The organism is Micromonospora sp. WMMC264 (assembly GCF_027497275.1).
Taxonomy (GTDB): domain Bacteria; phylum Actinomycetota; class Actinomycetes; order Mycobacteriales; family Micromonosporaceae; genus Micromonospora; species Micromonospora chalcea.
Genome location: NZ_CP114907.1, coordinates 2,608,601 through 2,633,775, shown reverse-complemented (window position 1 = coordinate 2,633,775; position 25,175 = coordinate 2,608,601). Strand labels below are relative to the sequence as shown.

Sequence of the window (25,175 nt, the reverse complement as noted above, 5' to 3'; positions counted from 1 at the left end):
GCCCACGCCGCCCTCACGCCGCCCCCCACGCCGCCTCACCCCACCCCACCGCATCCGTCGATCTTGGAGTTGTGGTGCCCGGAATGCGGCACTGATGCCGGTATCTGAGGCGCCACAACTCCAAGATCGACGACACGGCCGACTGGAGCCGCGTCCTTCCGAGGCCAAGTCGAATTCTTGCGTTTGTCAGTCGGCATCTTGCTGGGTTCGGTTCGCGTCGCTACAGTGACTCCACTCACACCTGACCCGGGGCGCGGTTTCCGGAGGCAGGGCGCGTGCCGGCTGCCGTTCCACCACCAGAGGCAGCCGCGCGGTCACCGCACATCAGTGAAGGCCATGGATACACCCGTTCCCGAAGGGATGGACAGATGTCCGTACCGCAGTATCGGAAGGTCGCGGCGCTCGCGCTCGCGACCGGCCTCGGGCTCAGCCTTGCGGCGTGCTCCACCAAGAGCGACGACAGCGGCGACGCCGGCGGCAAGGTCACCATCACCGTCGACTGCCAGCCGGTCGGCGCGCAGAAGGAGCTGCTGAAGAACTGGAACGACGACGTCGCCGAGTTCCAGCGGCAGAACCCGGACATCGTCGTCAAGAGCGTCAGCGTCGGCGAGCAGTGCAACAACCCGCCGGACTTCACCGCCCGCCTGGCCGGCGGCACCGTCACCGACGTGTTCTACGGCTACATGACCGACCTGCAGCAGGTGCTGGACTCCGGCCAGGCGATGGACATCGGCCAGTACGCCACGAAGGACACCATCCCCACCTGGGACAGCGTCGACCCGGCGCTCAAGGAGGTCTTCACCGACGGCGGCAAGCTCTACGCCGTACCGGTGAAGAACTACTCGATGGGCCTGATCTACAACAAGGCGCTGTTCCAGCGGGCCGGGCTCGACGTGAACAACCCGCCGAAGACCTGGCCGGAGGTGCGGGCCGCGGCCAAGAAGATCTCCGCGCTCGGCGACGGCATAGCCGGGTACGCCGAGTACAGCGCGGGCAACACCGGCGGCTGGCACTTCACGTCGCTGCTCTACTCGCAGGGCGGGCAGGTGCTCAGCGCCGACGGCAAGAAGGCCGACTTCAACAACGCGATGGGCAAGCAGGTCCTGCAGAACCTCAAGGACATGCGCTACGGCGACAACAGCATGGGTGCCCGGCAGCTGCTCCAGTGGGGTGACCTGCTCACCAACGCCGGCGCCGGCAAGGTCGGCATGTTCATCGGCGCGCCGGACGCGACCCAGGCGATCGTCAGCCAGTTCCAGGGCAAGTACCAGGACTGGGCGATGGGCCCGCTGCCCGGCCAGGACGGCCCGGCCAAGGCCACGCTGGGCGGCGGCGAGGGCTACTTCTTCAAGAAGGGCCTCAGCCCCGAGCAGGTCAAGGCCGGCCTGAAGTGGCTCGCCTACCAGAAGCTCACCCCGGGTAAGGGCCAGTTCGACTACGTGCGCGCCAAGCCGCAGAACTACCCGGTCGGCCTGCCCCAGCCGCTGCTGTTCACGAACGGCAGCGACGCGCAGAAGCAGGAACTGGAGCTGCGCAAGGCGAACGCGAACGTGGACACCACGAACTTCGCGGTCTTCGAGGCCAACCCGGTGCCGATCAAGGGTGAGCCGCGCAACGCGCAGGCGATCTACGCGGTGCTCGACGCGGCGATGTCCGGTGTGCTGACCAACCCGAACGCGAACATCGACGCGCTGCTCAAGACCGCCGAGGACAAGGTCAACCAGCTGCTGGCCGCCGACAGCTGACCCGACCGGAGGTGGGGCCGGCGCACCGGCCCCACCTCCCCGAGCACCGCAGGAGTCGCCTTGGCGCTCACCACCGCCCCCGGCGCCACCCGCCGTCCCGGCCCCGTCGCGCCGACGCCGTCGCGTACCGCCGGACGCCGCGCCGGTCTCGGCCGCAAGGTCCGGGACAACCTCACCGGGCACACGTTCCTCATCGGCGCTGTCGTCTGCTTCGCCGTCTTCTCCTGGCACCCGATGGTCCGCGGCGTCGTGATGAGCTTCCAGCGCACCCGCCGCGGCGAGACCACCTGGGTCGGCTGGGACAACTACAGCCGGATCATCGCCGATCCGAGCTTCTGGACCGCCTGGAAGAACACGTTCGTCTTCACCGGCCTGGCGCTCGTCCTCGGCTACCTGGTGCCGTTCTTCGTGGCGATCCTGCTCAACGAGCTGCGCCACGCCAAGGGCTACCTGCGGGTGCTCGTCTACCTGCCGGTGATGCTGCCGCCGGCGTCCGCGCTGTTCCTGTTCAAGTTCTACGCCTACGACCCGAGCGAGGCGGGGCTGTTCAACGCGGTCCTCACCGCGCTGGGACTGCCCACGTCGGAGTGGATGCAGTCGCCCACCATGACGATGCCGGCCATGGTGATCGCGTCGACCTGGATGAACATGGGCGGCGCCGTGCTGATCTACCTGGCCGCGCTGCAGAACATCCCCGGCGAGCTGTACGAGGCCGCCGAGATCGACGGCGCCGGGGTGTGGCGGCGCATCGTGCACGTGACGATCCCGCAGACCCGGCTGATCCTGGCGCTGCTGGCGATGCTCCAGATCGTCGCCACCATGCAGCTGTTCATCGAGCCGCTGATCCTCGCCAACGGCGCCGGTACGCAGGACTCGGCGACCTCCGTGGCGTACCTGATCTACCAGCACGGGTTCTTCCAGAACGACCTCAACGGCGCCGCCGCGCTCGGCGTGATCATGCTGGTGGTGCTGGCCGGGTTCTCCGCCGTCTACCTGCGACTGACCGCGAGACAGGACTAGGACATGGCCGCCGACAGCACCACCCGTACCCTCATCTCCCACGCCCAACTGCGCCGCGGTCGCGGCCGCGTCCTCTACTGGGCCGTGCTCACCGTGGTCGTGGCCGGGTTCACGCTGGTGTTCCTCGGCCCGCTGTACTGGATGGTCACCGGCGCGCTGAAGTCCGGCCAGGAGATCGCCCAGACCCCGCCGACGCTGTTCCCGCGCGACCCGCAGCCGGGTAACTACGTCGACGCCTGGACCAACCTGGATCTGGCGAAGCTGCTGTTCAACACGTTCTACTACGCCACCGGGGCGGTGGTGTTCCAGCTCGTGTTCGACACCGCCGCCGCGTACGCGCTGTCGAAGCTGCGTCCGGTGCTGGGCGGGTTGATCCTCGGCATGATGCTGGCGACGCTGATGATCCCGGCGATGGTGCTGATCGTCCCGCAGTACGTCACGGTGATCGACCTGCCGATCGTGCACGTCAACCTGCTCGACTCGCCGTTCGCGATCTGGCTGCCGCTGGTGGCGAACGCGTTCAACATCTTCCTGCTGAAACGGTTCTTCGACTCGATCCCGGAGGACCTGATGGCCGCCGCCGTGATGGACGGCGCCACCCCGCTGCGCACGCTCTGGTCCATCGTCCTGCCGATGTCCCGCCCGATCCTCGGCGTGGTGGCGATCTTCGCGGTGACGGCGGTCTGGAAGGACTTCCTCTGGCCGAAGCTGGTCATGCCGTCGCCGGAGACGCGGACCGTCAGCGTCGGCATCTACGCCTTCGCCGGTGGCACCCCGATGAACGTGGTCATCGCCGCGTCGGTGATCGCCGCCATCCCCACCGTCGTGCTGTTCCTGATCTTCCAGCGCAACATCATGTCCGGCCTGACCACCGGCGGCCTCAAGGGCTGACCGGGCGCCGCCCGCCGCCGGCCGTACCGCCCGCCGCCGCAGAACCGACCCCGCAGAAAGCAGGTGCCCGTGTCCATGGCCGACAACAGCCCGTGGTGGCGCTCCGCGGTGATCTACCAGGTCTATCCGCGCAGTTTCGCCGACGGCAACGGCGACGGGATCGGCGACGTCGCCGGCATCCGGTCCCGCCTGGACCACCTCGCCGCGCTCGGCGTTGACGCCATCTGGTTCAGCCCCTGGTACCCGTCGCCGATGGCCGACGCCGGCTACGACGTGTCCGACTACCGCGACATCGACCCGGTCTTCGGCACGCTCGCCGAGGTGGAGGCGCTGATCGCCGAGGCGCACGCGCTCGGCATCCGCAGCATCGTCGACGTGGTGCCCAACCACTGCTCCGACGCGCACCAGTGGTTCCGGGCCGCGCTCGCCGGCGGGCCGGGCGCGCCCGAACGGGACCTGTTCTGGTTCCGCCCCGGCCGGGGGCCCGGCGGCGACCTGCCGCCCACCGACTGGACCGGCGAGTTCGGCGGCCCGACCTGGACCCGCACCACCGACCCGGACGGCACCCCCGGCGACTGGTACCTGCACCTGTTCGCCCCGCAGCAACCCGACTTCAACTGGGACCACCCCCGGGTCCGCGAAGAGTTCGAGGACATCCTGCGGTTCTGGTTCGAGCGGGGCGTGGACGGCATCCGCATCGACTCGGCCGGGCTGCTCGTCAAGGACGGCACGCTGCCGGAGGTCCACCCGGACCGGCCGCACCCGTTCCGCGACCAGGACGGCGTGCACGACGTGTACCGCGCGTGGCGGCGCATCGCCGACTCGTACCCGGGCGGGCGGGCACTGGTCGGCGAGGTGTGGCTGCCCGACCGGCAGCGGTTCGCGAACTACCTGCGCCCGGACGAGCTGCACACCGCGTTCAACTTCGACTTCCTCGGTTGCGCCTGGGACGCCACCGCGCTGCGGGAGAGCATCGACGGCACGCTGGCCGCGCACGCCCCGGTCGGCGCGCCCGCCACCTGGGTGCTGTCCAACCACGACGTCACCCGGCACGTCACCCGGTACGGCCGCGCCGACACCCGGTTCAGCTTCGCCGCCAAGCGCGAGGGCATCCCCACCGACCTGGAACTGGGCACCCGCCGGGCCCGCGCCGCCGCGCTGCTGTCCCTCGCGCTGCCCGGCGCCGCCTACGTCTACCAGGGCGAGGAGCTGGGCCTGTGGGAGGTCGAAGACATCCCGTACGAGCTGCGGCAGGACCCGATGTGGGAGCGGTCCGGGCGGGTCGACCCCGGCCGCGACGGCTGCCGGGTGCCGCTGCCCTGGCAGGGCGACACCCCGCCGTTCGGGTTCAGCCCCGACGGCGCCGCAGCCGCGCCGTGGCTGCCGCAGCCGGCCGACTGGAAGGACCGCACGGTCCGCGCCCAGACCGGTGACCCGCACTCGATGCTGGAGCTGTACCGGGCCGCGCTGGCGCTGCGCCGCACCGAACCCGCGCTCGGCGACGGCACCCTGGCGTGGCTGCCCGCACCGCACGGCGTGCTCGCGTTCGCCCGCGAACCCGGCTTCACCTGCCTGGTCAACCTCGGCGACGCGGCCGTGCCGCTGCCCGCGCACGACGAGCTGCTGCTCGCCAGCGGCCCACTCGACGACGACCGGCTGCCACCGGACACCGCGGTCTGGCTGCGTACCCGATCGGCCTGACCGCGGCGCCGGCGGCCCCGTCCCGCCGCCGGCGCCGCCGAACCACCCGGCGGCCCGTCCCGGCCGCCACAGACGCCGCGCACCTGGGGAGGAGGAAGGAGAGGCAACGCCGCACGGGGGGATCTGGCCACCGACGAAAGGGAGCACACCCCGCATGGCCGAGCACCGCACCGCGCACCGCCACCGCAGCACCGGCGTGGCCGCCTTGGCCGCCGCCACGCTCGCCGCCTCGACACTCGTCGTCGTGGCGCTCACCACGACCGCCACCCCGGCGTACGCCGCCGGACTGTCCCCGTTCGACATCACCGGACGCGGCGCCACCGTGCCGTTCCGCGAGCAGGAAGCCGAACAGGCCACCCACAACGGCACGAAGATCGGCCCCGACCGGCGCTACGGCACGCTGCCGTCCGAGGCGTCCGGCCGGGAGGCGGTCATGCTCGACGCCGTCGGCGAGTACGTCGAGTTCACGCTCACCGCCCCCGCCAACGCGGTCACGTTCCGGTACAGCCTGCCGGACAACGCCGCCGGCACCGGCCGCGACGCCACCATCGACCTGCGCGCCAACGGCACGCTGGTCAAGGCGGTGCCGGTCACCTCCCGGTACGGCTGGTACTACGGCGGCTACCCGTTCAACAACAACCCGGGCGACACCAACCCGCACCACTTCTACGACGAGACCCGGACCATGTTCGGCACCACGTACCCGGCCGGCACGAAGATCCGCCTCCAGGTCTCCTCGACCGCCCAGTCACCCACGTTCACCATCGACCTGGCCGACTTCGAGCTGGTCGGGGCGCAGATCACCAAGCCGTCCGGCGTGCTGGACGTGGTGACCGACTTCGGCGCCGACCCGACCGGCGCCACCGACTCGACGGCGAAGTTCCAGGCCGCGGTGGACGCCGGCAAGGCGCAGGGCCGGGCGGTGTGGATCCCGGCCGGCACGTTCACGCTCTGGGACCACGTGGTGGTCGACGGCGTGACGCTGCGCGGCGCCGGCCCCTGGTACTCGGTGCTCGGCGGCCGGCACCCCACCGACCGTAAACGCGCCGCCGGCATCTACGGCAAGTACGTGCCGGGCGGCGGCTACTCCGGCGAGATCCGGTCGCACGAGGCCGGTGGGCCCAGCCGCAACGTCACGCTGCGGGACTTCGCCATCATCGGCGACATCCGGGAACGCGTCGACGAGGACCAGGTCAACGCCATCGGCGGCGCGATGAGCAACTCGGTGGTGGACAACCTGTGGTTGCAGCACACCAAGGTCGGCGCCTGGATGGACGGGCCGATGGACAACTTCACCATCCGCAACAGCCGCATCCTGGACCAGACCGCCGATGGGGTGAACTTCCACTGGGGCGTCACCAACTCCACGGTGACGAACACGTTCGTCCGCAACACCGGTGACGACGCGCTGGCCATGTGGGCGCAGAGCGTGCCGAACGTGGGCAACTCCTTCACCCGCAACACCATCGGCGTGACGATCCTGGCCAACCACCTGGTCACGTACGGCGGGCGGGACATCACCATCGCCGACAACGTCACCGCCGACTCGGTCACCAACGGCGGCGGCATCCACGTGGCGAACCGCTATCCGGGCGTCACCGGGCCGACCGCCGTGGCCGGCACGATCACGGTGGCCCGCAACACGCTGATCCGCAACGGCAACTCCGACTACAACTGGCAGTTCGGCGTGGGCGCGATCTGGTTCTCCGCGCTCAACGAGCCGATCCAGGGCGCCGCGATCAACGTCACCGACACCGACATCCTGGACAGCTCGTACGCGGCGTTGCACTGGATCGAGGGGCAGACCAGCGGCATCTCGTTCGACAACGTCCGCATCGACGGTGCTGGCACGTACGCGCTCCAGGTGCAGGCACCCAGCCAGGTCCGGTTCACAAACGTGCGGGCCACCGGCATCGCCCAGTCCAACCCGATCCACAACTGCGTCGGCAGCGGCTTCCAGATCACCCAGGGCGCCGGCAACTCCGGCTGGTACACGCCCACCCCGTACTGCGGGCCGTGGCCGCAGCCGCAGTGGGGCAACGGACCGTCCAGCCCGCCGCCCACCAGCCCGGCGCCGACCACGGCAGCGCCGACGACGGCCCCGCCGACCACCGCGCCGCCGACCACACCGCCGCCGGCCGGCGGGAACCTGGCCCTGGGCCGCCCGGCCACCGCCACCAGCACCACCCAGACGTACGCCGCCGGCAACGCCGTCGACGGCAACCCGGCCAGCTACTGGGAGAGCGCCAACAACGCGTTCCCGCAGTCGCTCACCGTCGACCTCGGCACGTCCCGCACCGTCGACCGGGTGGTGCTGAAGCTCCCGCCCGGCTGGGAACGGCGTACCCAGACGCTGTCCGTGCTCGGCTCCACCGACGGCTCCTCGTACAGCACGCTCGCCGCGTCGGCGGGCCGCGTCTTCGACCCGGCCGTCGGCAACACCGTGCCGATCGCGCTGCCGTCCGGCGACCGGCGGTTCGTCCGGGTCACCGTCACCGGCAACACCGGCTGGCCGGCGGGCCAGCTCGCCGAACTGGAGGTGTACGGCGGCGGCACCACCACACCGCCGCCCACCACGACCCCGCCGCCCACCACCGCGCCACCGACCGGCAACCTGGCGGCGGGCCGGCCGGTCGCGGAGACCAGCCACGCCGACGTGTACGGCGCCGCCAACACCGTCGACGGCAACGCGAACACCTACTGGGAGAGCGCCAACAACGCCTTCCCCCAGTCGGTGACGGTCGACCTGGGCAGCGCCCGGCCGGTCGCCCGGGTGGTGCTGAAACTGCCCCCGTCGGCGGCCTGGCAGACCCGCACCCAGACCGTGGCGGTGCTCGGCTCCACCGACGGCTCGTCGTTCTCGACGCTGAAGGCGGCGGCGGGCTACACGTTCGACCCGGCGGGCGGCAACAGCGTGTCGATCGCGCTGCCCGCCGGTGACCGCCGCTTCGTGCGGCTGACGTTCACCGGCAACACCGGCTGGCCGGCCGGCCAGCTGTCCGAGTTCGAGGTGTACGCCTCCTGACCCGGCGCGGCGGGGACCATCCCCGCCGCGCCACCGCACCCCCACCCCCGAACGCCTCTCCACCTCCCCCGGGAAGAAGGTGTCCGTCCACCATGTCCAGACTCCGTACCGGAATCGTCGCGGCGCTCGCCGCGGTCGGCCTGGTCGTCACCGCGGCCCCCGCCCCACCGGCCCTCGCCGCCGGCGGCCCGAACCTCGCCGCCGGACGCACCGCCACCGCCAGCAGCGTCAACGGCCCCTACGCCGCGGCCAACCTGACCGACGGCAACCAGGGCAGCTACTGGGAGAGCAGCGGCGCGCTGCCCCAGTGGGCCCAGGTCGACCTCGGCACCAGCCGCGCCGTCGACCAGGTCGTGCTGAAGCTCCCTGCCGCCTGGGAGGCCCGCAACCAGACGCTGTCCGTGCAGGCCAGCGCCGACGGCAGCGGCTTCACCACAGTCGTCGCGTCCGCCGCCCGGACGTTCAGCCCGGCCGCCGCCAACACCGTGACGCTCGGCTTCACCGCCACCGACGCCCGCTACCTGCGGGTCCTCATCACCGCGAACACCGGCTGGGCCGCCGCTCAGCTCGCCGAACTGGAGGTGTACGGCGCGGCCACCTCCTCGACCAACCTGGCGCTCGGCCGGACCATGACCGAGAGCGGCCACGCCGACGTGTACGGCGCGGGCAACGCCAACGACGGCAACGCCGGCACCTACTGGGAGAGCCCGAACAACGCGTTCCCGCAGTGGATCCAGGCCGACCTGGGCGCCGCCACCAGCGTCAACCGCCTGGTGCTGCGGCTGCCGTCCGGCTGGGGCGCACGCACCCAGACGATCACCGTGCAGGGCAGCACGAACGGCTCCACGTTCGGCACGCTCGTCGCCTCCGCCGCGTACGCGTTCGACCCGGGCGGCGGCAACGCCGTGACGGTCACCGTGCCCACCGCCTCGACGCGGTACGTGCGGCTGCTGTTCACCGCCAACAGCGCCTGGCCCGCCGGGCAGCTCGGCGAGCTGGAGGTCTACGGCCCGGTCACCGGCGACACCCAGGCGCCGAGCGCGCCCGGCAACCTCGCGTTCACCGAGCCCGCCACCGACCAGGTGCGGCTGACCTGGACCGCGTCCACCGACAACGTCGGCGTCACCGGCTACGACGTGTACGCCAACGGCGTGCTGCGCACCACCGTCGGCGGCACCACGCTGACGTACACCGACACCCAGCCCGCCGGGACCACCGTCTCCTACTACGTGCGGGCGCGCGACGCGGCCGGAAACGTGTCGGCGAACAGCAACACGGTCACCCGCACCGGCAACACCGGGGACACCGTCGCGCCCACCGCGCCCGGCAACCTGGCCTACACCCAGCCGGCGAGCGGGCAGATCCGGCTGACCTGGACCGCGTCCACGGACAACGTGGGCGTCACCGGCTACGAGGTGTACGCCAACGGCACGCTGCGCACCACCGTCAGCGGATCCACGCTCACCTACACCGACAGCCAGCCGGACAGCGCGACCGTCTCGTACCACGTGCGGGCGCGCGACGCCGCCGGGAACGTGTCGGCGAACAGCAACACCGTCACCCGTACCGGCAGCAGCACCGGCGGCACGAACCTGGCGGTCGGCAAGCCCGCCACCGCGTCGTCGATGGTGCACGTGTTCGCCGCCGCCAACGCCGTCGACAACGACGTCACCACGTACTGGGAGGGCGCGCCCGGCGCGTACCCGAGCACGCTCACCGTCGCGCTCGGCGCCAACGCCGCGATCAGCGCCGTCGTCGTGAAGCTCAACCCGGACCCGGCGTGGGGCGCGCGCACCCAGACGTTCCAGGTGCTCGGGCGGGAGCAGTCCGCGTCCGGGTTCACCAGCCTGGTCGGCTCCGCCACGTACTCCTTCAACCCGAACAGCGCGAACACGGTGACCGTCCCGGTCTCCGCGACCGCCGCTGACGTCCGGCTCCAGTTCACCGCGAACTCCGGCTCCTCCAACGGCCAGGTCGCCGAACTCCAGGTCATCGGCGTCCCGGCGCCGAACCCGGACCTCACCGTCACGGCGGTCACCGCCTCGCCGTCCGCGCCGGTGGAGACCGACGCGATCACGCTGTCCGCCACCGTGCGCAACGCCGGCACCGCGGCCTCCGCCGCCACCGACGTCAACCTCTACCTGGGTACGACGAAGGTCGGCGCGGCCGCCGTCGGCGCGCTCGCCGCGGGCGCGTCGAGCACCGTCTCGGCGAGCATCGGCGTACGCGACGCCGGCAGCTACCCGCTCACCGCGAAGGTCGACGAGTCGAACGCGGTGATCGAGCAGAACGAGGCGAACAACTCCTACACCAGCCCGACCCCGCTGACCGTCAGCCCGGTCGCCAGCTCCGACCTGGTCGCCTCCGCCGTCACCTGGTCACCCGGCACGCCGAGCGCCGGCGCCACCGTCTCCTTCGCGGTGACGCTGCGCAACCAGGGCACCATCGCGTCGGCGAGCGGCGCGCACGGCATCAACCTGACAGTGCGCGACCAGTCCGGCGCGGTGGTCCGCACGCTCACCGGCTCGTACAGCGGCACGATCGCGGCCGGTGCCACCGCCGGACCGGTGTCGCTCGGCACGTGGACCGCCGCCAACGGCCGGTACACGGTGCGGGTGGTGCTCGCCGACGACGGCAACGAGCTGCCGGTGAAGCGGCAGAACAACACCAGCGACCGGGCGCTGTTCGTCGGCCGCGGGGCGAACCTGCCGTACGACGCGTACGAGGCCGAGGACGGCACGACCGGCGGCGGCGCGCAGGTGATCGGCCCGAACCGCACCATCGGCGACCTCGCCGGGGAGGCGTCCGGCCGCCGCGCGGTCACGCTCAACACCACCGGCGCGTACGTCGAGTGGACCACCCGCTCGGCCGCGAACGCCCTGGTGGCCCGCTACTCCATCCCAGACGCGCCGGGCGGCGGCGGGATCGACTCGACGATCAACGTCTACGTCAACGGTGTGCTGCACAAACCGATGAGCCTCACCTCGAAGCACATCTGGCTCTACGGCGCCGAGGCCGGTCCCAGCGACTCGCCGAGCGCGGGCGCGCCCCGGCACCTGTACGACGAGGCGAACGTGCTGCTCGACACCACGGTCCCGGCGGGCAGCCGGATCCGGCTCCAGAAGGACCCGGCGAACAGCACCACGTACGCGATCGACTTCGTCAACACCGAACTGGTGTCGCCGCGCGCCAACCCCGACCCGGCCCGCTACAAGGTGCCGACCGGGTTCAGTCACGCCGACGTGCAGAACGCGCTCGACGCGGTACGGATGGACACCACCGGCACGCTGGTCGGCGTCTACCTGCCCGCCGGCACGTACGAGACGGCGCAGAAGTTCCAGGTGTACGGCAAGGCGGTGCAGGTCGTCGGCGCCGGCATGTGGTACACCCGCTTCCAGACGCCGCGCAACCAGCAGAACACCGACGCCGGTTTCCGGGTCGAGTCCTCGGCCAGCGGCTCGACCTTCGCCCACCTGGCGTTCTTCGGCAACTACACCAACCGGATCGACGGTCCCGGCAAGGTGTGGGGCGAACTGAAGGACGTGGACGACCTGACGCTGGACAGCGTCTGGGTGGAGCACACCGTGTGCGCGTACTGGGGGGTGAGTGTGGACGGGCTGACCATCCGGGACAGCCGGTTCCGCAACACCTTCGCCGACGCCGTGAACATGACCAACGGCAGCACGAACAACCTGGTCACCAACTCGGAGGGCCGCTCCAACGGCGACGACGCGTTCGCGTTGTTCTCCGCCACCGACCAGGGTGGCTCAGGCGGCAACCACGGCAACGTGTTCGAGAACCTGACCGCCACGCTGACCTGGCGGGCAGCCGGGCTGGCCGTGTACGGCGGCTACGACAACGTGTTCCGCAACCTGTACATCGCCGACCAGCTCACGTACTCGGGCATCACAATCAGCTCGCTGGACTTCGGCTACCCGTTCGTCGGGTTCGGCGCCAGCCCGCCCACCCGGTTCGAGAACATCTCGCTGATCCGCTCCGGCGGGCACTTCTGGGGCGCGCAGACGTTCCCGGCGATGTGGTTGTTCTCCGCGTCGAAGGAGTTCCGTGGCATCCGGGTGAGCGACGTGGACATCGTCGATCCGACGTACTCGGGGATCATGTTCCAGACCAAGTACAACGGCAGCCAGCCGGAGAACCCGATCACCGACACGGTGCTGACGAACGTGTCGATCTCCGGCGCGCGGCGCAGCGGCGACGCGTTCGACGCGAAGTCCGGCTTCGGCATCTGGGTCAACGAGATGCCCGAGGCAGGTCAGGGCCCCGCGGTCGGCGCGGCCACCTTCACCAACCTCCGCCTGACCGACAACGCCCAGGACATCAAGAACACCACCACAACCTTCACGATCACCCGCAACTAACCTCGCGGCCTCTCCCACCCCCGCGATCTTGCACTTTCGGCCCCCGCGATGCCGGATTACTCCTGGTATCAGGGGGCGCGAACTGCAAGATCGCGGGACGGGACGGGACGGGGCGGGACGGGGCGGGGCGGGCGGCGAGGGCGGCACGGCGATCTTGGAGTTGTGGCGCCTCTGATAGTGGGGCGAAGCCGACAAGCTGTGGCACCACGAGTCCAAGATCGACGGAGGGTATAAGGCTGCGCGGTCAGTGGGGGAGGGCGGTGGACAGGCGGCGGATCGCCTCGTCCATCTGCTCGGGTGGGGCGGCGGCGTACGTCAGGCGCAGGTGCGGGGCGGGGGGTTCTGCGGCGTACCAGGGGCGGCCGGGGAAGACGGTCACCCCCGCTGCCGCGGCAGCCGTGGTCACCGCTACGTCGTCGGTGTTGTCGGGCAGGCGTACCCACAGGTGCAGGCCGCCGCGCGGGACGTCGCGCGGCGCCAGCTGCGGCAGGTGGCGGTTCAGTGCGGCGAGCAGCGCCTCCCGGCGGGCCCGCAGGTGCACGCGCAGGCTGCGGCGGTGCCGGTCCCACGCGGGCGCGGTGAGGAACTCCAGCGCCGCTTGTTGCAGCGGCCCGGCGACGAACAGGTCGTCGAGCAGGCGGGCGGCGCGCAGCCGGGCTCCGGCCGGTCCGCGTGCGCCGAGCGCGGCGATGCGCAGGCCGGGCGCTGCCGGTTTGGTCAGTGAGCGCAGGTAGACGACGTGTCCGTAGGGGTCGTCGGCGGCCAGCGGTGGCGGGGCCTCCCCGTCGATGGTGAGGTCGCGGGCGTAGTCGTCCTCGATGAGGAACGCCCCGGCGTCGCGTACCGCCTCGGCGACCTGGGTGCGTCGTGCGGGGGAGAGCGTCGCGCCGTGCGGGTTGGCGTGCAGCGGCTGGCAGTAGAACAGGCGGGCGCCGGTGCGGGCGAACGCGGCGGCGAGCTGGTCGGGGCGTACCCCGTCGGTGTCGGCGGGCACCGGCACCACCCGCAGCCCGGCGGCGCGCGCGGCGGCGAGCGCGACCAGGTAGGTGGGGGATTCGACGAGCAGCGTGTCGCCGGGTGTGGTGAGCGCCCGCAGCGTGGTGGAGAGCGCGGCCTGCCCGCCCGGGCAGATCACCATGTCCTCGGCGCGCAGGCCCCCGCCGGCCGCTCGGGCGAACCAGGCGCGCAGGTCGGCGCGTCCCTCGACCGGGCCGCGCTGCCACGCCGCCGGTTGCCGGGCGGCGCGGGCGAGCGCCGCGCCGAGCGCGGCGGCCGGCTGGAGGTCCGGGTCCAGGTAGCCGCCGGTCAGCGGGATCGCGCCCGACGGCGGTAGCGCCAGCAGCGCCTGCATCTCCTCCTCGCCGTCGCGCCGTGAGCCCAGCGCGACGGTCTGCCACGACAGGTCCGGCCGTGGTGGGTCGGCGCGCCGGTTCGCCACGTACGCGCCACGTCCCGGCCGTGTCTCGATCAGGCCGTCGGCGACGAGCCGCCGGGTCGCCTCGGCGACGGTGACGGGGGAGACGTGATGGTGGGCGGTCAGCTCCCGTACCGACGGCAGTCGCGTGCCGGGGACGGCGTCCGCCGCCAGCGCACCCAGATGCCGGACGACACGCTCGATAGCGCTACCATCATTCATGACAGCACAGAGTAGCGCTACTGCACCAACGACGGTAACGGTGGGAGCGGGCGGCGGGGTTGCCCTCGGCGCGCTGGGCGTGCTGGCTTTCAGCATGTCGCTGCCGGCCACCCGCGTCGCGGTGCACACACTCGACCCCTGGTTCGTCGCGTTCGGACGGGCCGTCGGCGCGGCGCTGCTCGCGTGGGCCTACCTGCGGTTCACCGGCGCCCCACGCCCCACCCGGGACCAGTGGCGACGGCTGTCCATCGTCGCGCTCGGCGTCGTGGTCGGCTTCCCGCTGTTCACCTCGCTGGCGCTCACCACGCAGACATCGGCGCACGGCGCGGTGGTGGTCACCGTGCTGCCCGCCATGACGGCGGTGTTCGCGGTGCTGCGGGCCGGGGAACGGCCGCCGCCGCTGTTCTGGATCGCCAGCATCGCCGGACTGGCGCTGGTGCTCGCGTTCCTCGCCGCCGGCGGCTCGATCCGCGGGACGCTGGCGCCCGCCGACCTGTACCTGCTCGCCGCCGTGGTGCTCTGCGGACTCGGGTACGCCGAGGGCGGCCGGCTGGCCCGCGAACTCGGCGGCGCCCGCACGATCTGCTGGGCGTTGCTGCTGTCGCTCCCGGTCACCGTGCCGGTCACGGCGGTTGCCGCTTTAGTCCACCCGCCGCACGGCGGCATCGCCGCCTGGGCCGGGTTCGGCTACCTCACAGTGGTGTCGATGTTCCTCGGCTTCTTCGCCTGGTACGCCGGGCTGGCCCGGGGCGGCATCGCCAAGGTCGGCCAGATCCAGCTCGTCCAGCCGGTGCTCACGCTGATCTGGTCGGCACTGCTGCTCGGCGAGGCGGTCACGCCCGGCGCGCTCGTGGTGGCGGGCGCGGTGCTCGCCTGCGTCGTGCTCATCCAGCGCACCCGGGGCGGCGCGACACCGTCGCGCGCCCCGGGCCGGTCGCCCTCAGCAGGGCGCGATGGTGCCGGTCACGCTGGAGACGTACGCGTGGCTGACGAAGTGTCCTGACGCGAGGCGGTTCCACTGGGTGGTGGTCCGGTACGGGCCGCTCACCGACTGGCCGCTGACCGAGCACTCGATCGGCACGTCGGCGTACGTGGCGGCCAGCCCGACGACCGGGTTGCTCGTGCTGGGACCGGAGCGGATGTTGAGCGGCCCGCTGCCGATGCGGCCGCGGGTGCCGGTGCCGGTCCAGAGGTAGGCGACGTCGACCCAGGCGTTGTCGGTCAGCAGCAGGCCGTCCCAGAACGTGCCGTCGGCGAGGTCGATGCCGGCCGGGCTGCCCACCACCCGTCCGAACTGGTCCCGCCCGCCGTTGTAGCCGCTCTGGTACGCCGCCTGCGCCTCGGGCCGGCCCTGCGGCAGGTCCTTCCACATCTCCCGGGTGCTGCCGGGATTCCAGTAGTCGTCCTTGGTGTTCCACGGTCCGACGTCCCAGACCGGCGCGTACTCGCAGCGGCTGCGGGTGGTGGTGCAGACCCGCACGGTGTAGTCGCCGGTGTTCTTCGGCGCGAGTCCGTGGAACGAGGGCAGCGCGACGAAGTGGTCCCGGGAGACGATCACGTGCCCGTTGGCGGTGGTGCCGCCGACCAGGCCCTCGCGGGTGGCGTACACCCGGTAGGTGAGGCCGGGCGTGGCGGCCGTGACGGCGGCGACCGAGTCGGCGGTGAGCCGGACCGTGCGCAGGCTGGGCGCGGCGGACGGCCGGTCGGCGGTGAGGACCACCCGGATCTGCACCCGGGTGACCGGCTGGTCGAAGACGGCGGCGCCGGTCACGGCCCGCCATTCGGTCCACGCGCCCGATCGCCAGCCGCGCGCCGCCACCTCGACGGCGCCGTCGCGGGCGGGGACTGCGACGACGTCGGCCCGGACCCGGTTGGCCGGTGCGGCGAGTGAATGCGGCGCGACGAGCAGCGTGCCCTCGGCCGCGATGCCGCGCCGGGCCGCGGGCCGGTACGCCGGGTCGGCGAGGCGCAGTTCCGTGCCGGTCCAGTGGACGTTGACGTCGTCGGAGTCGACTACGGCCAGGTCGGCGCTCCAGGTGTTGCCGGTGGCCGGTGCCGCCAGGGGCGCGGCGGGGGCCGGGGAGGCGGCCAGGACGGCGGCGACCGCGCCGGCGACGACCGCCGGGGTGCGGGTCCTGCGGGATCGGGACATGGCGCTCCTCGTGGGGGCGGAGTTAGACGGATGTCGATGTGAGGGTGAGGTGCAGGCAACCATCGATCTCGCCGCCCGTCAAGGTGGCGTCCCCGGCGTCCGGCCGTCCTGAGCAGTGCAAAAAACCTGCAAACGCTACCTCTTGCCCTGAGCGAAAGCGCTTTCATACGATCGCGTTACATCGATGTTTCGTTTGCGGCCCGGGCATCGCAGATGAACGACATCCGCCGGCGACGCGCCTGATCGCGTCGCGGCTCCGCACTATTCCCATTCGGTTTGCTGCCGCGGCTCGGCGGCAATTCCCGCGTGCTCGAAAAAGGAATGAGGCGACATGAGAAGACCAGTCGCGCTGCGACTCCACGCGGCACTGGCCACGGCGGTCGTCGGTATCGCCGTCGCCGTGGCGCTGCCGTCCCCGCAGGCGTCGGCGGCGGCCGGCAGCGCCACCGGCTACGCCACCCAGAACGGCGGCACGACCGGCGGCGCGGGCGGGCAGACCGTACGCGCCACCACCGGCACCGCCATCCACGCCGCGCTCTGCGGCCGGGCCAGCAGCAGCACCCCGATCATCATCGAGGTGACCGGGACCATCAACCACGGCAACACCAGCAAGGTCTCCGGATCGAGCTGCAACACCGCCGACGGCGTGATCGAGCTGAAGCAGATCAGCAACGTCACGATCATCGGGGTGGGCAGCGGCGCCGTCTTCGACCAGCTCGGCATCCACATCCGCGACTCCCGCAACATCATCATCCGCAACGTGACGGTGCGCAACGTCAAGAAGTCCGGCTCGCCCACCTCCAACGGTGGTGACGCGATCGGCATGGAGAGCAGCGTCCGTAACGTCTGGGTCGACCACGTGACGCTGGAGGCGTCCGGCGGGGAGTCGGAGGGCTACGACGGCCTGTTCGACATGAAGGACGACACCCAGTACGTGACGCTGTCGTACAGCATCCTGCGCAACTCCGGCCGCGGTGGCCTCATCGGATCGAGTGAGAGCGACCGCGGCAACGGCTACATCACGTTCGAGCACAACCTGTACGAGAACATCGACTCCCGTACGCCGTTGCTGCGCGGCGGGATCGCCCACATGTTCAACAACCACTACAACGGGCTGCACGAGTCGGGCATCAACTCCCGGGCCGGCGCACGGGCCAAGGTGGACAACAACTACTTCCGCAACTCCAAGGACGTGCTCGGCACGTTCTACACCAGCGAGCGCGGCACCTGGCAGGTCGGCGGCAACATCTTCGACAACGTGACCTGGTCCTCGCCCGGGACCGACAACTACCCGGCGGGTCCGAACGTGACCTCGACGACCACCGTGAGCGTCCCGTACTCGTACCGGCTCGACGCGGCGAGCTGTGTGCCGGACATCGTGCGGCAGACGGCGGGCGCGAACACCGGCCTGCGGGTGTCCGACGGCAACTGCACGCCGCAGTCCCCGGCGCCGACGACGCCGGGGCCGACCACGCCCGCACCGACCACGCCGCCGCCCGGGACGACCACCCCGCCGCCGTCCGGCGGGACCAACCTGAGCCTCGTCTCCGGCGCCGGCGCGGACGGGTCCAGCAAGGCCGACGGCACCAGCTACGGCAACGTGCGCGACGGCAACCTGAGCACCTACTGGTCGCCGTCGGGGTCGACCGGCACCGTCTCGATCAAGTGGGGCTCGGCCACCACCGTCTCCCGCGTGGTCATCCGCGAGCCGTCCGGCACCTCGGGCTCGATCGGGTCCTGGCAGCTCGTCAACAACGACACCGGGGCGGTGCTCGCCTCCGGCAGCGGGGCCGGCCAGATCACCTTCGGCGCGACCTCGCTGAAGAAGATCAACTTCAAGATCAACAGCTCCAGCGGTACGCCGAGAGTCGGCGAGTTCGAGACGTACGCCGGCTAGCAGGTCACACACGAGCGGGGGCGGCCGATCCGGCCGCCCCCGCCCTTGTTCGTGTCCCCGGTCAGAGGGTGAGCACGACGGTGGAGATGCTCCGCGCGCCGACGTTCACGGTGACCTGGTTGCCGTTCACGCCGACCGGCTGGCTCGCCGCGCTCGCGTTCTGCGACGTGGCCACGTACTCCGCCCGGCTGACGTTCTGCGGCGCCTGGATGATCGCGTTGTTCACCGCGCTGGTGGACCGGTTGAGGATCACCAGCGTGACCTTCCCGTCGCCGGAATAGGCGGTCACCTCCAGCGGCGACGCCTTGGAACTCTTGGTCAGGGCGACCCGCTGGTAGCCGGGACGCACGTACTTCGCGTACTGCGAGAACGCGTACCCGCGCTTGAGCGGCGCGCCCGCCACGGTGCCGTACGCGGACTCGCCGTCACCGATGAACGAGTAGTAGCGCTTGCCGTACCACCAGACGTACGCGCTCCAGTTCGACTCCATCGACTTGTGCACGGTGCGCATGATGTCGTCGAGCGTCTCGTTCCAGGCCGCGGCGTTGGCCGGGTTGCCCCAGATGCTGGAGCCGCCGCCGTCGGCCTCGTGCAGGTTCCACTCGGTCATCCACACCGGCTTGTTGTACTGCTGCGCCAGCGTGTACGGCTTCAGCCGGCCGGACGCCTCGGTGCCGTAGAGGTGTCCGCCGATGTAGCCGATGTTGTTGCGGGCGGCCGCGTCGTTGAGCGTCGGGTCGGTGTAGCCGTAGTTCAGGTTCACCGCCTCGGCGACCATCAGCTTGGTGTTCTGCACCTTGGCGCCCTGCTCCCGCACGAAGGTCTGGAGTTCGGTGCCGCTCCAGTCCATCGAGTCGTAGTCAGGGTGCCAGTCCGGCTCGTTCTGCACGGACGTGACGTCGATCGTCACACCCTGGTTGCGCATGTACTGGACGTAGCTGTTGAGGTGGTTGGCGTAGTCGTCGTAGTAGTCGGTGCGCAGCTTGCCACCGTTGATCCGGCTGTTGTTCGTCTTCCAGGCCGCCGGGGCGGTCCACGGCGACGCCATGATCTTCACGTTCGACCCGTACGACTTCGCCGTGCGCAGCGCGCTGACCTGGGTGCCCCACTCGCCGGACACCGGCGAGATGCCGGTACGCACGATGGACAGGCCGAGCTGGTTGGGGCCGAGCCCGACGAGCGTCTGCGTCTCGGCCGTCGACCAGGCGCCGCCCCAGATCGACACGGCGGCGCCGAACCCGTCGATCGTCTGGTAGCGGCTGGCGGTGTTGACGGTGATGTCCGCCGCCCCGGTCGGCGGCGGGGTGCTGGGCGAGGTGGTCGGCGAACTCGTCGGTGACGTGGACGGCGAGGTGGACGGCGACGTGGACGGCGACGTGGGCGTCGTGCCGCCGGTGCAGGTCACCCCGTTGAGCGCGAAGCTCGTCGGCGCGGGGTTGCTGCTGGTCCAGGCCCCGTTGAACCCGAACGACGTGCTGCCGTTCGTGGGGATGGACCCGTTGTAGTCGACGTTGCGGGCGGTCACCGCCGCTCCGCTCTGGGTGACGGTGGCGTTCCACGCCTGGGTGACGGTCTGGCCGGCGGCGTAGGACCAGGTGAGCGTCCAGCCGTTGACCGGGTCACCGAGGTTGGTGACCGTCACGTTCGCGCCGAAGCCGCCCTGCCACTGCGACGACACGGCGTAGGTGACCGCGCATCCGGCGGCTGCCGCTCCGGCCGGCAGCGCCGCGGCCATCGCGGTGGACGCCAGCAGGACCGCGCCGGCCGACAACACCGCGGTACGGGTCGTTCTGTGCCTTCTCATGCGACCTTCCTTCCTGGACGGTCCGGCTCAGCGCTGGAGGGTGAGCAGTCCGGGGCGGTAGGGCAGGAGGCCGTAGTCGCCGCCGGAGTTGGGGGAGCGGCCCTGGTAGAGCAGTTGGAGGTTGCAGGGGTCGACGGTGAAGGTCTGGTCCGCGGTGGTGCGGATGAGTTCGCCGTGGCTGATGTCGTTGGTCCAGGTGGCGCCGCTGTTGGCCTTGCCGGCGAACGGGTTGGACTCGGTGGCGGCCTGCGGGGTCCAGGAGCCGTTCAGGCTGGTGGCGGTGAAGGACCGGAAGTAGCGGCCCTGGGAGCCGATGGCCTCGACGATCATCAGGTAGCGGGTCTGGCCCTGCAGCTTGTAGACCTGCACGGCTTCGAACAGGTTGTTCGTGCTGTCGGACATGATGGTGGTGTAGTTGGAGCCGAAGCTGCCGGGGAAGTTTCCGATCGGCATGCTGGAGCGGTAGATCTTGCCGTTGTCACCGGCGAAGAACAGGTACATGTTCTGGTCGTCGGCGATCAGGGTCTGGTCGATCGGGCCGGTGCCGGAGCCGGAGATGCTGCCGGTGAACAGCGGCTGCGCCGACGACCACCCGTTGGGGTTGGTGGGGTCGTTGGAGGTGCGGTAGGAGAACGCGGTCGGTCCCCACTGGTACGCCAGGACCCAGATGTTGCGCGGCGCGAAGTAGAACAACGTCGGCGCCACGGTCCCCGACGACATCGCGTTCTGGCTGGCCGACGCCATCTGCGACCAGTTCGAGAACAGACCGAAGTTCATCGACCCCCACCTCGTGCCGGTGTCGTGGGTGGTGGCGTAGACCAGGTGCTGCCCGTTGTAGGGCACCACCGTGAAGTCCTTCAACGACACCCAGCCCGACCGCGGCTGCGCCAACGCGCCGGTCGAGGACCACCGGTACGACGACGGGAGACTGCAGGTGTTGCCCGGCGGCGGCGTCGTGGGTGGCGCCGTGGTCGGCGGTGCCGTGGTGGGTGGCGCGGTGGTGGGTGAGCCGGTCGGGCCGCCGGTCGGCGTGGTGCCGCCGGTGCAGGTCACGCCGTTGAGCGCGAAGCTGGTCGGCACCGGGTTGCTGCTGGTCCAGGAGCCGTTGAAGCCGAACGACGTGTTGCCGTTCGTCGGGATCGACCCGTTGTAGTCGACGTTGCGCGCGGTGACCGCGGACCCGCTCTGGGTCAGGCTCGTGTTCCACGACTGGGTCACCGTCTGCCCGGCGCCGAACGACCACGTCAGCGTCCAGCTCGACACCGGGTCGCCGAGGTTCGTGATGGTGACGTTGGCGCCGAAGCCGCCCTGCCACTGCGACGAGATCGCGTAGTTCACGGAGCAGCCCGCGGCGGCGGCCCCGGCGGGCAGCTGCGCCACGGCGACCGACGCCGACGCGAGCAGCGCGGCGCCGGCCGACGCCAATATGGCATTGACTGACCTGGATCTGGACATGAATTGACCTCCTGCGGGGGCGGCGGCTCTGGCATTGGCGGTGGCGATTGTTTTGTGAGCGTTAACAGCCGCGTCAGGGATGTTACGGGAGCGCTCCCATGCGCTCAACAACCCATTTCCGCACCCACCGAATCAGCGCGGCCCCCACCCGCCCGCCCCGGACGCGACGATCATGAAGTTGACCGCGTCCAATGCGGACAAATCCGCGGCCTAACTTCATGATCAACGGCGTGGAAGGGAGGGGAGAGGGGTGGGGGCGTCAGGCGGGGGTGCAGGGGGTGTTGTCGGCGGTGCACGCGACGGGGGCGTCGTGCTGGGGGTCCGGGTCGCGTACGTCGAAGCGGATGGTGGCGGACTCGCCGCCCGGCAACGCGCCCCCGGTGAAGGTGACCACGGTGCCGTCCTGGGTGGCCTCGGCTCCGCTGACACTGCCCACAGTGGCGCCCTCGTGCAGCGTCACGGTGACCGTCCAGCCCGGACGCGGTGACGGGCCGGGATTGCGCAGCACCACCTCGCCCCGGTAGCCGAAGATCCGGTCGTTCACCGTCTCGTAGGTGGCGCTCAGCGGCGTCGCCGCCACGGTCGAGGGCGTCGCGCTCGGCGTACGGCTGGGGGTGGGTGACGGCGTCGGCGAGGGCGACTCGCTGCGGCGGCTGGCGCTGGGCGTGGGCCGCGCGGTCGTGGGGCGCGCGGAGGGCGTCGCGGTGGACGGCATGACGAGTGACGTCGTGGGGGCCGGCGCAGCCGGGGCGGGCGGCTCGTCGCCGGTGGTCCATACCGTTGCTCCGGCTGCCGCGGCCAGCAGCGTGACCGCGCCCGCCGCGAGCAGCGCCCGGCGCCGTCCGGGCCGGCGGGGTTCGTCGCCGAGCAGCCGGACCACAGGCAGTTCGGCGGTCAGCCCGCCCTCGGCCCGGCGCAGGTCCACGTTCTGGAACGCCAGCCAGTCCAGAATGGCCGGCAGCCGTCCGGTGACCGCCTGCTCGTGCTGCTCGGCGCGGGCGTCGGCGTCCCAGTCGCCCTCTTCGAGCACCTCGCGTACGGACAGCCGGGTGCCGTGTGCGGTGGGGGCCAGGTCGCAGGCCAGGCGGGTGGCCCGGTCGGCCTCCCGGCAGCGGACGACCAGCCGGTGCGGCGCGCGCAGCTCGACGGTCTCGACCTCGGTGTCGGTGTCGTAGCCCGGCAGCGCGGCGGTGGCGAGGATCCACCGGTCGGACCCGGGCGCGCTGTCGGTGAACCACTTGGCCAGCAGCGCGCGTTCCGTCAACGCCCGCCAGGTCCGGGCGGGCGGGTGGAACAGGTCGACCTCGGTGACGATCTCGATCACGCGGAGACTCTAGGGCCTGTGTCAAGGTCGGTGCGGGGCGCTGTCGCCGCCGTCGTGCCAGCGGGCCCGCCAGGCGGCCTCGCTCTCCTCGGCGCTCGACTTCTCCTCGTGCATGAGCCGGCGCAACGCGATCCGGGAATCGGCGAAGATCACCAGCTCGGCCGCCACGAGCGCCACGCAGATCGCGGTGAGCAGACCCAGCGCGCCGAGCGCCGGCAGGTGCCGCCCGACCGGCAGCGCCACGGCGAGCAGGACCACGGCGCCGACCCGGGTCCAGGACAGCGTCCGCAGCGCGCGCCACTGGAACGCCATGTTCGCGGCGAAGTAGACGAGCACGCCACCGAAGAGCAGCGGCACCGCCGGGCCGTGGCCGCGCTCCATCGGGCCGCCGGCCGGGTCGGTGACGATGCGGACCAGTTCCTCGGCGCCGATCGCGAACAGGATCACCCCGGCGATCATGGGCAGGTAGAGGTAGGCGTACGCGTCGCGGGCAAGCGCCACCCGCGCGTGACCCTGGGTGGCGTGCAGCGCGATCCGGGCGGCCGGGCCGATCATGTCGAAGTGCGCCCACCAGAGCGCGGCGGTGAACAGGATGCCGAAGATCGCCGCCGGGATCGCCGGCCAGGTCACCGGCTGGCCGAGCAGGTTGCCGCCCACGCCGACCGAGATGACCGACTCGCCGAGCGCGATGATCAGGATCAGGTCGTACCGCTCGGTCCAGTGCTCGGCCGAGGTGATCTTCCAGCCGTCGGTGCCGGCCAGCAGACCACTGCTGTACTGGATGGCCACCACGGCGATCCACAGTCCGTCGCGCAGCCACGGGCCGACCTCCGGGGACACTCGCGGCGGCAGCAGCGCCGCCACCAGCAGCAGGGTGGCGGTGACCAGCGCCTCGGGCAGGAACAGCCGCAGCTTGTGCCGGGCCGGCGGGTCGTCGCGCGTGGCGTACCAGTACAGCGCGGTGTGCACGGCCCGGATCACCACATAGCTGATCGTGACCAGGATCGGCCCGGCGCTGCCCTGTTGCAGGTCGCCGAACGTCTGCGGCAACGCGAGCGCGAACGTGAACAGCGCGATCATGCCGACCACCATGAGGATCGGCACGAAGCCCTCGCCGAGGCGCAGCCGGGCGGCCACCGCGCTGTGCACCACCCAGCACCACCACAGCACGGCGAGCACCAGCAGCGCGTGCAGCAGTTCCCCGGGGGTCACGTTGGCGGCGGTGGCCCGCGTGATGATGAAGAAGGACACCACGAAGACGAGGTCGAAGAAGATCTCGAACCGGTCGACCCGGGTGGCGGGGGCGACGCCGGTCGCCGGCCCGAGCCCCTTGCGCCACCGGTCGCCACCCACCGGGCGAGTCTGTCAGCCCAGGTCAGGCAGGGTGCCGCTTTCGCCGGCCATTCCACCGGTCCGACCGGGCGGCGGGCGGGGGAGTGCTCAGCCGGCAGCCGGGGCGGCCAGGGCGAGCACGTCGCGCAGCACGTCGCGCAACGGGCGCCCGGGGCGCTCCAGCCACTCGTGGGCGGCAATCCGCAGGGACGCGAGGAACGTCGCGGCGATGATCCGGGCCCGCAGCGCCGCGTCCGGTCCGGTCAGCCGGCGGGCCAGCTCCGCGGCCATCTCGCGCTCCAGCGCCGCGTACGCGGCGACCTGGTGGGCGGCCAGGCTCGGGTGACCGTGCAGTCGCCGGCGCCGGTTGAGCCAGGGCTCGGCCGGGTCGTCGTAACCGTCCTCGGCCTGGGCCAGGGCGGCCCGGGTCAGCGCGGCCCACGGTGGCAGCTGCGGCGGTTGTCGCGCGACCAGCGCGAGGAGCCGGCGCAGCCGCAGCGTGTCGCCGTGGAAGAGGGCCTCCTCCTTGCCGCTGAAGTAGTTGGAGAACGTGCGCCGGGAGACGTTCGCGGCGTCGGCGATCGCCTCGACGGTGATCCGGTCGGGGCCGTGCTCGACGGCGAGCGACAGCGCCGCCTCGTGCAGCGCCTGCCGCGTGGCCGCCTTCTTCCGCTCGCGCAGCCCGGTGCACTCCTCCATGCGACAAGCCTAGGTGACCCATTTCTCAATGGGCAAAGTTGCCCGACGGGCAAGGTTTAGTGTTGATTGCTTGAGGCAACGAAGCGGCCAACCCGCATCGACACATCTGGAGGAC

The 25,175-nt window shown here is 71.4% G+C and carries 15 protein-coding genes; 8 read left to right on the top strand and 7 right to left on the bottom strand.

Annotated elements, in window-relative coordinates; all coding sequences use genetic code 11:
- Nucleotides 1–368 precede the first annotated feature (368 nt).
- From O7542_RS11175 to O7542_RS11150, 6 genes are all read left to right on the top strand, one after another.
- Nucleotides 369–1,745 carry an extracellular solute-binding protein gene (locus tag O7542_RS11175; protein ID WP_043324313.1) on the top strand — a complete coding sequence of 459 codons (1,377 nt, stop codon included), beginning with the start codon at nucleotides 369–371 and terminating at the stop codon, nucleotides 1,743–1,745.
- 60 nt (nucleotides 1,746–1,805) lie between these two features.
- Nucleotides 1,806–2,765, top strand: a complete 960-nt coding sequence (locus tag O7542_RS11170) for a sugar ABC transporter permease (RefSeq protein WP_281606186.1) — start codon at nucleotides 1,806–1,808, stop codon at nucleotides 2,763–2,765.
- Nucleotides 2,766–2,768: 3 nt separating this feature from the next.
- Nucleotides 2,769–3,656, top strand: a complete 888-nt coding sequence (locus O7542_RS11165) for a carbohydrate ABC transporter permease (protein WP_210872286.1) — start codon at nucleotides 2,769–2,771, stop codon at nucleotides 3,654–3,656.
- 75 nt (nucleotides 3,657–3,731) lie between these two features.
- Nucleotides 3,732–5,357: a glycoside hydrolase family 13 protein gene (locus O7542_RS11160; protein WP_281606461.1), complete on the top strand. Its 1,626-nt coding sequence runs from the start codon at nucleotides 3,732–3,734 to the stop codon at nucleotides 5,355–5,357.
- Nucleotides 5,358–5,511: 154 nt separating this feature from the next.
- Nucleotides 5,512–8,382 carry a discoidin domain-containing protein gene (locus O7542_RS11155; protein ID WP_281606185.1) on the top strand — a complete coding sequence of 957 codons (2,871 nt, stop codon included), beginning with the start codon at nucleotides 5,512–5,514 and terminating at the stop codon, nucleotides 8,380–8,382.
- Between the two features lie 92 nt (nucleotides 8,383–8,474).
- Nucleotides 8,475–12,761 carry a discoidin domain-containing protein gene (locus O7542_RS11150; protein WP_281606184.1) on the top strand — a complete coding sequence of 1,429 codons (4,287 nt, stop codon included), beginning with the start codon at nucleotides 8,475–8,477 and terminating at the stop codon, nucleotides 12,759–12,761.
- Between the two features lie 244 nt (nucleotides 12,762–13,005).
- Here the strand turns inward: O7542_RS11150 and O7542_RS11145 are convergent, their stop codons facing one another.
- Nucleotides 13,006–14,397, bottom strand: coding sequence for a PLP-dependent aminotransferase family protein (locus tag O7542_RS11145; RefSeq protein WP_281606183.1), 1,392 nt, complete (start codon nucleotides 14,395–14,397; stop codon nucleotides 13,006–13,008).
- Between the two features lie 40 nt (nucleotides 14,398–14,437).
- Here O7542_RS11145 and O7542_RS11140 point away from each other — a divergent pair, with 40 nt between their 5' ends.
- Nucleotides 14,438–15,400 carry a DMT family transporter gene (locus O7542_RS11140; RefSeq protein ID WP_281606182.1) on the top strand — a complete coding sequence of 321 codons (963 nt, stop codon included), beginning with the start codon at nucleotides 14,438–14,440 and terminating at the stop codon, nucleotides 15,398–15,400.
- Here the strand turns inward: O7542_RS11140 and O7542_RS11135 are convergent.
- Entirely contained in the window at nucleotides 15,338–16,549 is a 1,212-nt protein-coding gene (locus tag O7542_RS11135; RefSeq protein ID WP_281606181.1) for a hypothetical protein, read from the bottom strand. The two genes, O7542_RS11140 and O7542_RS11135, sit on opposite strands and share 63 nt — an antisense overlap.
- Nucleotides 16,550–16,880: 331 nt before the next feature.
- Between O7542_RS11135 and O7542_RS11130 the strand changes: the two genes are divergently transcribed.
- Nucleotides 16,881–18,446 (top strand): pectate lyase, encoded by a 1,566-nt coding sequence (locus O7542_RS11130; RefSeq protein WP_281606180.1) that lies wholly within the window; start codon nucleotides 16,881–16,883, stop codon nucleotides 18,444–18,446.
- A 61-nt stretch (nucleotides 18,447–18,507) separates the two neighbouring features.
- Here the strand turns inward: O7542_RS11130 and O7542_RS11125 are convergent, their stop codons facing one another.
- The 5 genes from O7542_RS11125 to O7542_RS11105 all read right to left on the bottom strand — a co-directional run bounded on the left by O7542_RS11125 (nucleotide 18,508) and on the right by O7542_RS11105 (nucleotide 25,060).
- Nucleotides 18,508–20,250, bottom strand: a complete 1,743-nt coding sequence (locus O7542_RS11125; protein WP_281606179.1) for a cellulose binding domain-containing protein — start codon at nucleotides 20,248–20,250, stop codon at nucleotides 18,508–18,510.
- Nucleotides 20,251–20,277: 27 nt separating this feature from the next.
- Nucleotides 20,278–21,705, bottom strand: coding sequence for a non-reducing end alpha-L-arabinofuranosidase family hydrolase (locus O7542_RS11120; protein WP_069089767.1), 1,428 nt, complete (start codon nucleotides 21,703–21,705; stop codon nucleotides 20,278–20,280).
- 259 nt (nucleotides 21,706–21,964) lie between these two features.
- Nucleotides 21,965–23,029 (bottom strand): SRPBCC domain-containing protein, encoded by a 1,065-nt coding sequence (locus O7542_RS11115; RefSeq protein WP_064446069.1) that lies wholly within the window; start codon nucleotides 23,027–23,029, stop codon nucleotides 21,965–21,967.
- Between the two features lie 21 nt (nucleotides 23,030–23,050).
- On the bottom strand, nucleotides 23,051–24,382 hold the full coding sequence (locus O7542_RS11110; protein WP_210883226.1) for a low temperature requirement protein A: 1,332 nt from the start codon (nucleotides 24,380–24,382) through the stop codon (nucleotides 23,051–23,053).
- A gap of 87 nt (nucleotides 24,383–24,469) precedes the next feature.
- The gene (locus O7542_RS11105) at nucleotides 24,470–25,060 is read right to left on the bottom strand and encodes a TetR/AcrR family transcriptional regulator (protein ID WP_281606178.1); all 591 of its coding nucleotides are present in this window, start codon (nucleotides 25,058–25,060) and stop codon (nucleotides 24,470–24,472) included.
- Between the last annotated feature and the right edge of the window lie 115 nt (nucleotides 25,061–25,175).

Coding starts and splice junctions, on each gene's coding strand:
- O7542_RS11175 (WP_043324313.1), top strand. CDS start 369: ATGTCCGTACCGCAGTATCGGAAGGTCGCGGCGCTCGCGCTCGCGACC.
- O7542_RS11135 (WP_281606181.1), bottom strand. CDS start 16,549: ATGTCCCGATCCCGCAGGACCCGCACCCCGGCGGTCGTCGCCGGCGCG.
- O7542_RS11125 (WP_281606179.1), bottom strand. CDS start 20,250: ATGAGAAGGCACAGAACGACCCGTACCGCGGTGTTGTCGGCCGGCGCG.
- O7542_RS11145 (WP_281606183.1), bottom strand. CDS start 14,397: ATGAATGATGGTAGCGCTATCGAGCGTGTCGTCCGGCATCTGGGTGCG.
- O7542_RS11130 (WP_281606180.1), top strand. CDS start 16,881: ATGAGAAGACCAGTCGCGCTGCGACTCCACGCGGCACTGGCCACGGCG.
- O7542_RS11120 (WP_069089767.1), bottom strand. CDS start 21,705: ATGTCCAGATCCAGGTCAGTCAATGCCATATTGGCGTCGGCCGGCGCC.
- O7542_RS11160 (WP_281606461.1), top strand. CDS start 3,732: ATGGCCGACAACAGCCCGTGGTGGCGCTCCGCGGTGATCTACCAGGTC.
- O7542_RS11155 (WP_281606185.1), top strand. CDS start 5,512: ATGGCCGAGCACCGCACCGCGCACCGCCACCGCAGCACCGGCGTGGCC.
- O7542_RS11105 (WP_281606178.1), bottom strand. CDS start 25,060: ATGGAGGAGTGCACCGGGCTGCGCGAGCGGAAGAAGGCGGCCACGCGG.
- O7542_RS11150 (WP_281606184.1), top strand. CDS start 8,475: ATGTCCAGACTCCGTACCGGAATCGTCGCGGCGCTCGCCGCGGTCGGC.
- O7542_RS11165 (WP_210872286.1), top strand. CDS start 2,769: ATGGCCGCCGACAGCACCACCCGTACCCTCATCTCCCACGCCCAACTG.